Below are 6,899 nucleotides of genomic sequence, written 5' to 3'. Positions count from 1 at the left end.
CCGATCAGAAGCTCAGCGATCTGATCGGCATTGAGGCGCTCGGCACCGTTATCTAACGCCGCCTCAAGATCCGTTTCAGCCAATGCAGTGCTCCCCGCCAGAGCGACCGCAGCCGCCATGCAAAGTGTTTTCAGTTGGGCCATATCCAATCTCCTTATTATTTTGAGTAAAGCTACCAAAAGCTAACCCCCGGAAACGTTACGCTGGGCGAACGCGCCGGGCTTGATCGGAATCTGATTTTTTCTGACATTCCTCTGACAATCCGCAAACTTCGTTGAGCCAGTGACATAGCAGAGTGTAGGTTGCAGTATGTATCGTTTCTTGGAGTTCCAACTTGATCCGAAACAGGGGCTGAACCGCCTTGGCGAACCGGTTGCTCTGGAACCTCAGGCGCTGCAATTGCTGGAATTTCTTGTCAGGAACCGGGACAGGATTGTTAGCAAACAAGAGATTATTGACGAGATTTGGGCCGGCGCAGCGATCACCGATGCGGCGCTGAATACGCGCATCCGGTCCGTGCGCAAGGCCTTGGGCGACACGGCTGCAAGCTCGGACTACATCAAGACCTTTCCTAAGCGCGGGTTTCAGTTTGTGGCCCCGGTTGCATCGGATGACCCGTCCGAGCGTATCGCCAAGACGCCCAAACGCGGCGTTCTTGTTGCGGGTGTGCTGTTGGCTTTGGCAATCGCCATGCTGTCCTTCTCCATATTTGCCGACCGGCAGCGATTGCCGGACACCGGAAAACCCTCTTTGGCCGTTGTGCAGTTTGACAATATTGGGGACGAAAGAACTGGTCAGTATTTCGTCGATGGTCTCACCGACGATCTGATCGCGCATCTTTCGCGCAATCGGGAACTGTTCGTTGTATCCAGCGCAACGATGTTCTCTTACGCGAAGGATCAGGTAACTCCGATAGAAATCGCGCGCGACCTTGGGGTTGGCTATGTTGTCCGCGGCAGCGTCCGCAGGGCCGATGGTCAGATGCGCATCAGCGGAGAACTCATTGATGTCGACAGCGCCGAAACCATCTGGGCCGAGGTATTTGATCGTCAGGTAACGGATGTCTTTGATGTTCAAGACGAGATCAGCCGGGCCATCGCCGGCCAGTTGTTGCCTGAGATATATCAGTCCGGCGAAGCACGGTCGCAGGAAAAACCGACCGAAGACATGGGTGCGTGGGATCTGTATTTGCGCGGCCGGGCGCGGCAGGCAGTGTTTTCGCAAGAGGCCCAGCAGGACGCGGTGACGTTTGCACAGTCCGCCATCGCAGCGGATCCGGAATTCGCGGCAGCATACAGCCTGTTAGCCCGCGCGCTGGGAACGATATTCTTCTTTCAGTGGTCAGATACTCCTCAGGACACGTTGATTGCCGCTACTGAGGCGGCCAAACGGGCAATTGAACTGGACGATCAGGACGCACAGGCGCATGCGGCCCTTGGCTATATCTACCGCTTTACAGGAGAGGCCGATCCAGCCATCGCAAATCTCGAACGCGCTGTCGCGCTCAACCCCAATGATGCGCGTATACGGCTGGAATTGGCGCATACCTATGACTGGTTCCGCATGCAGGACCGCGCCCTACCCGAGATAGAGATGGCGATCCGGTTAAGCCCACGCGATCCGATGTTGCAAAACATGTACTTCTACCAGGGCCATATCCTGTTTCACCTGGAACGCTACGAAGAGGCGCTGGACGCAGCCCGGCAATTGGGCGCAGTGGCAACAAGCAATACGTGGCGGCTGTTTCATCACCTGTTGAGCGCGGCCACTCTTGCCGAGATGAGCAGGCAAGACGATGCCCAAGAGGCTGTTAACGATGCGCTTGAGATTAACCCCAAACTGTCAATATCCGCAATGCGCAGGCAATTCGCAGGATCGAAGAACCATCCAGAAAACCGGCGGATCTGGTTGGCAAGTTTGCAAAAGGCGGGCGTGCCCGAATAAAAATCGGTGCCAGACTTGGCACTATTCTGTGCCGTACCGCGCCCTGTCGGTCAGCCTGCACTATCCTGAAGCGGGGCAAACCGCCCCTCGGGCATGTCCACAGCTCTGTAGGCTTCGACGAAAGGCAGGATGTGTTCATCCGGGCGCGCAAAACGCCGATACATCCAGACAACGTCAGCAATTTTTATACCCGGACGGATTTTGTTCAGCCTGTCCCGTGCGGCAATGGCGGCGTCGCGCGGACCCAGTTCAGCCAGAATTGCGACTTCGATTGAGACCGACCACCAAATGTCCGGCTGTGCCCCCTTGCGATAAGTGCTCAGCGCTGTTTCATAATCCCCGTTCAGGAAATGATACTCGGCCAGCGCCTGATACCAGTTTGGGTCTGCTGCATTTGGGTCTAGCGCGATTGCATTTTCGACGAGCGCAGCCCCCAAATCCAGACGCCCGGACCAAATGAACTCATAGCCGATCTGCCCTTGCAGATACCGATCTGTCCCCAATGTCAGCGCCGTTTCAGCAGACGAGAAGAACCCGTCGAGATCGCGTTGAATCTGAAGCACAAGCGACAGAAGGAAGTGAGCGCGGGCGGAAAGCGGGTTCAGCGACACCGCGTTCCGAGCCGCCTCTTCCGCGCGTTGGATTTTCTCATCCTGTGTCCCTGGATACAGCCCGGTGAAAAGCTTCACATCCGTTAGCAGTGCCTCGGCCAATTGCGCCCACCCGCGCCAATACTCAGGTTCGTCTTCGACAACCCGCAGGATACAGCCGCGGACGCGCTCTTGCACATTCCGTCGGTTCAGGAAACCAACGCGCAGCAGGGAACATTCATAAGACGAGAGATGTTCCGGAGGTTTCGCGCGCGCATGACCTGCGTGAATGCGCTTGATTGCTCCGCCCGCGTCACCCACAGCCGAGGCCACTTTTTCGGTGATGCTCAGCTGAACGTCCAGAATATTTAAAGTCGTGAGGCTTTCGTCATACGCTTCCGACCAGACCTGGAACCCCGAGTTTGTGTCTATCAGTCGCGCTGTCACGCGCAGACGATCTGCAACCTGCCGTACAGAACCTTCCAGCACATAGTCCGCGCCGAACTTCTGCCGGATACTACGCCGGTCACTTTCGTCCGGTCCAACGGAATGGGTGGATTGACGGGACAGTACGTTGAGGTCCTGGTAGCTCCCTAGCTCAACGATGATGTCTTCGCCAATGCCAACAGCCAATAAATCGCGGGCGTCCGTATTGCTAAGGTTTTGAAATGGCAGAACCGCAATGGTCGGACCTGTTGGCTCTGTCAACAAAGCGGCTTCATCAAAGGTCAGGGCGTCGGGCGGCTCGGGACCAAAGCTGATCCACCACGTTACCAAACCCGCAACGCCCAGACCAACCAGCACCGCTGCACCGATCATCAATGGAAGTTTGTTTGATCGCCGTTTGGATGCGGGCGCTCTGTCAGGCATGACGCGAAAAACGCGAACCGGTTCAGCGATGTTCTTCAGGGTGTTCAGTCCGAGATCCTCAAATCCGGCATCCACCTTGCCCATTGCCTGTCGTGCGACACTCTCAGAAATCGCGACGCCGCCTGGATCCGCCAAACCTTCAATGCGGGAGGCAACATTCACCCCGTCACCATAGAGGTCCCCATCAGCGATCATGACATCACCAAGGTTTATACCGATCCGAAGTTGCAACCGCGACCCGTTGTCGAGGGCCGGAGCAGCCTCAGCCATTGTCTGCTGGATCTCGACGCCACAGTTTACGGCATCGACAACCGAAGCAAACTCGACAAGAGCACCATCCCCCATCACCTTGAAGAGGCGCCCGTGATGTCTTGCAATTGCGGGATCAAAAACCTCTGAACGCAGAGTTTTGAGAGCGGACAATACCCCTGCCTCGTCGCTGCCCATCAACGACGAATACCCAACGACATCGGCAGCCATGATCGCGGCGAGTCGGCGCTGCATAGGACCCTCCTGTTCACAGTCTAACGGATGTCACGAAGTCGCGACAATGTGTGCCCTTCTGGTATTCCAGTTAAATTGGCTTCATAACCAAGGCTGAACGTCCGCTTCAGCCTCAAAGGCATCACCTGCTTGCACCCGCAGCTAACTTCCGCTTGTCTGAAGGTTTTTCGATGCGGGCCGAGGTGCAACTTTGCCGTCAGGAGCTTTCGGCGGCCCGCGTTGACAAACCTCGGAAGGAGGAAGCCGCGGTGGTTGGGATCATGCTATGGGGAAAGAGCGCAGACGGATGAGGCTGACTTTGCCACAGACGCGCAGCTGACGGTGTTTGATGCGCCAGCTGCGGTCATTTTCTGCCACCTTGGTCGCGGGCATTTTGCCGATTGAGCCCATGTGCTGTGAGTCACAGCATTCATTCTGAGTGATGACCGCAAGTGGATTTGACCGATCAGCCAAAGACGAACGGAGCATATCGAAGTGTGTGGTCAAGCATCGGATCATGCGGCCTGCTCCCGTGGTGGCGCACGCGACATCGGTGTCTGACCACGCCGGAAGATCTCGATGATGCGCATTGGACCGCCGCAGCAGGGGCATGGCTCGCGCAAAGTGAGCGGGGTGACCTCGGACTCCTGCTCTGGCTCGGTGATTTCGTCGGTGCGTTGAACACCAAGCAACGTCCGGATCTTCTTGATGTTCGTCTTGCGCGCTGAACTGGCCAGCAGGCCGTAGTGGCGGATGCGGTGGAACCCGTCAGGCAGAACGTGGATCAGGAAGCGGCGGATGAACTCGGGTGTAGCCAAGCGCATGACCTTTTGGCGGTCACCACATTTGATCCGGTAATCCTTCCAGCGGAAAGCTACGGTCTCGGCATCCATACTGACCAGTCGATGGTTCGAGATTGCAACCCGATGAGTATAGCGGCTGAGATAGGCCAGAACTGCTTCAGGGCCACCCAAGGGCGGTTTGGCGTAGACCACCCATTCGGACCTGCGGAACGGGGCAATCCAATTGGTGAAGGCAGCAGCATCCGCCAGTCCTGCGCGGTCACCGAAGAACACAAGGGCCCCCGCTCGATGCAACTCCATCAGCCCTTTCAGGAACAGGCGTCTAAACAGCAGTGCCAGCACCCGAACATGCAGGAAGAACCCGGGCTTGCAGGCCACCCATTTGGTGCCGTCCGGTGACAAGCCGCCACCTGGGACGATCATGTGGATGTGCGGATGGTGCGTCAGCGCGGATCCCCAGGTGTGAAGAACGCTGGTCATGCCGACCTTCGCCCCCAGTCGCTTTGGATCGGCTGCGATGGTCATCACCGTTTGCGCTGATGCGCGGAACAGCAGGCCGTAGACCGCCTTCTGGTTCCAAAAGGCGATGCGTGCAATCTCGGCGGGCATCGTGAAGACGACGTGGAAGTATTCGACGGGCAGCAGGTCTTCAGCACGCGCCTCCATCCAGTCTCGCGCGGCGGGGCCCTGGCACTTCGGACAATGCCGGTTCTTACAAGAGTTATAGGCGATGTGGTGGTGGCCGCATTTGGCGCATCCCGCCACATGCCCGCCAAGCGCTTCGGTTCGGCAAGCCTCAATCGCCGACATCACCTTCAGTTGACCGAAGCTGACATGCCCGGCATTGGCCTGCCGATACGCAGGCCCATAGTTCCGAAAGATATCTGCGATCTCCAGCCGTGGGCGCGGCATCCACCCGCGCCGCTACTCCAGTCCTCGCCTGACGGTGTGATCCTGCAGTTTCTCCAACATCTCATAGGGACTGACGGTGCCGCGAATGGTTTTGGTCGCGACATGCGTATAGCGCGCCGTCGTGCTGAGCTTGGAATGTCCCAAAAGCACCTGGATCACTCGAACATCCGTTCCGGCCTCGAGCAGGTGCGTTGCAAAGCTGTGGCGCAGGGTATGCAGCGTAGCGGGTTTGTTGATACCGGCCATGTGTTTGGCCGACGTGAACGCACGGTTCAGCTGACGCGGTGACAAAGCCATGATCTTGGGTTTGCCCGGAAACAACCATCCCTCAGGCCGCGCTTCCCGCCAATAGTCGCGGAGCAAATCAAGCAATGCAGGCGACAACATGGCCTTGCGGTCCTTGTCATTCTTACCTTCATCCACATGGATCAACATCCGGTCGCTGTCGATGTCCGAGACCTTGAGATTGCAGACCTCGGATGCCCTCAGCCCAGCACCATAGCTGATGCCTAAAGCCGCACGATATTTGAGCCCCGGCCCTGGAACCGCCGCCAGCAGATCGCCCACTTCTTCGACACTCAAAACAACGGGCAACTTCTTCGGCTTGCGCCGGAACTGCATGTATCGCTTCATCTCCTCACGACCGCAGGTCATGCCGAAGAAGAACCGCAAAGACACGATCCTGGCATTGAACACGCCGGTCGAGACCCCGGTGTCGGTCATGTGAAGCTGATACGCGCGCAGCTCGTCCGGCGTTGCTGTGTCAGGGGACCGCCCGATGAACTCGGCAAAATACCTGACCGCCCGGATATGAGCCTGCTGGGTCTTCGGCGACATGCCACGAATGCGCATGTCCTCGATCATCCGCTCACGCAGCGGGGTCGTCTTCTTTTCCTTCATTGGAATCTCCTGTCGTCAAATTGAGAAACCTCAATCGTCAGACAGGTCCGCCAAATCCCAAAACGGCCGGATCAGCGCTCAACGCTGGCCAAAGGCGCCATTGCCGCGATAGCGGCTTCGTCCTTTCGGCAAGCAGGCAGAGACCATTGTATGACCTCTGCCCCATCACTTCATCTATTGAAGAACGACGGGCGCGTATCTCCTTGATTTTCTCCTTGTAGATCTCGCTGTCTCCAAAATCGAAATGGGGCTCATAGACACCAAGTTCGGTAAACGTCAGGCGGTCATCGTAAACCGCCACCTGTTCCTTCAACCGATCCAACAATTTGCGCTTTTCCGAATACGAGGTGCGTGTGTCTTGAATCTCGTTGTCCAACTCGGTCGCCTGCTTTTTAAG

General features: G+C 57.2%; 4 protein-coding genes and 1 pseudogene. 1 reads left to right on the top strand and 4 read right to left on the bottom strand.

Annotated elements, in window-relative coordinates; translation table 11 throughout:
• Window positions 1–309 precede the first annotated feature (309 nt).
• Entirely contained in the window at window positions 310–1,944 is a 1,635-nt protein-coding gene (locus tag ACR0E6_RS20610) for a winged helix-turn-helix domain-containing tetratricopeptide repeat protein (RefSeq protein WP_480536643.1), read from the top strand.
• 50 nt (window positions 1,945–1,994) lie between these two features.
• Here ACR0E6_RS20610 and ACR0E6_RS20605 read toward each other — a convergent pair whose 3' ends face one another.
• The 4 genes and pseudogenes from ACR0E6_RS20605 to ACR0E6_RS20590 form a co-directional block, all read right to left on the bottom strand.
• Window positions 1,995–3,908, bottom strand: a complete 1,914-nt coding sequence (locus tag ACR0E6_RS20605) for an adenylate/guanylate cyclase domain-containing protein (RefSeq protein WP_480586816.1) — start codon at window positions 3,906–3,908, stop codon at window positions 1,995–1,997.
• 494 nt (window positions 3,909–4,402) lie between these two features.
• Entirely contained in the window at window positions 4,403–5,602 is a 1,200-nt protein-coding gene (locus ACR0E6_RS20600; protein ID WP_480536667.1) for an IS91 family transposase, read from the bottom strand.
• Between the two features lie 12 nt (window positions 5,603–5,614).
• The gene (locus ACR0E6_RS20595; protein WP_480536669.1) at window positions 5,615–6,502 is read right to left on the bottom strand and encodes a tyrosine-type recombinase/integrase; all 888 of its coding nucleotides are present in this window, start codon (window positions 6,500–6,502) and stop codon (window positions 5,615–5,617) included.
• Between the two features lie 37 nt (window positions 6,503–6,539).
• Window positions 6,540–6,899 (bottom strand): annotated as a pseudogene (locus ACR0E6_RS20590) (hypothetical protein); the annotation flags it as partial.

The organism is Ruegeria sp. AP12, from assembly GCF_056540025.1.
The sequence above is the reverse complement of the archived record's forward strand: the minus strand, read 5'-3'. Positions and strand labels throughout refer to the sequence as shown.

Bases quoted from the DNA above. Each gene is read 5' to 3' on its own strand.
- ACR0E6_RS20600 (WP_480536667.1), bottom strand. From the start codon at position 5,602: ATGCCGCGCCCACGGCTGGAGATCGCAGATATCTTTCGGAACTATGGG.
- ACR0E6_RS20610 (WP_480536643.1), top strand. From the start codon at position 310: ATGTATCGTTTCTTGGAGTTCCAACTTGATCCGAAACAGGGGCTGAAC.
- ACR0E6_RS20595 (WP_480536669.1), bottom strand. From the start codon at position 6,502: ATGAAGGAAAAGAAGACGACCCCGCTGCGTGAGCGGATGATCGAGGAC.
- ACR0E6_RS20605 (WP_480586816.1), bottom strand. From the start codon at position 3,908: ATGCAGCGCCGACTCGCCGCGATCATGGCTGCCGATGTCGTTGGGTAT.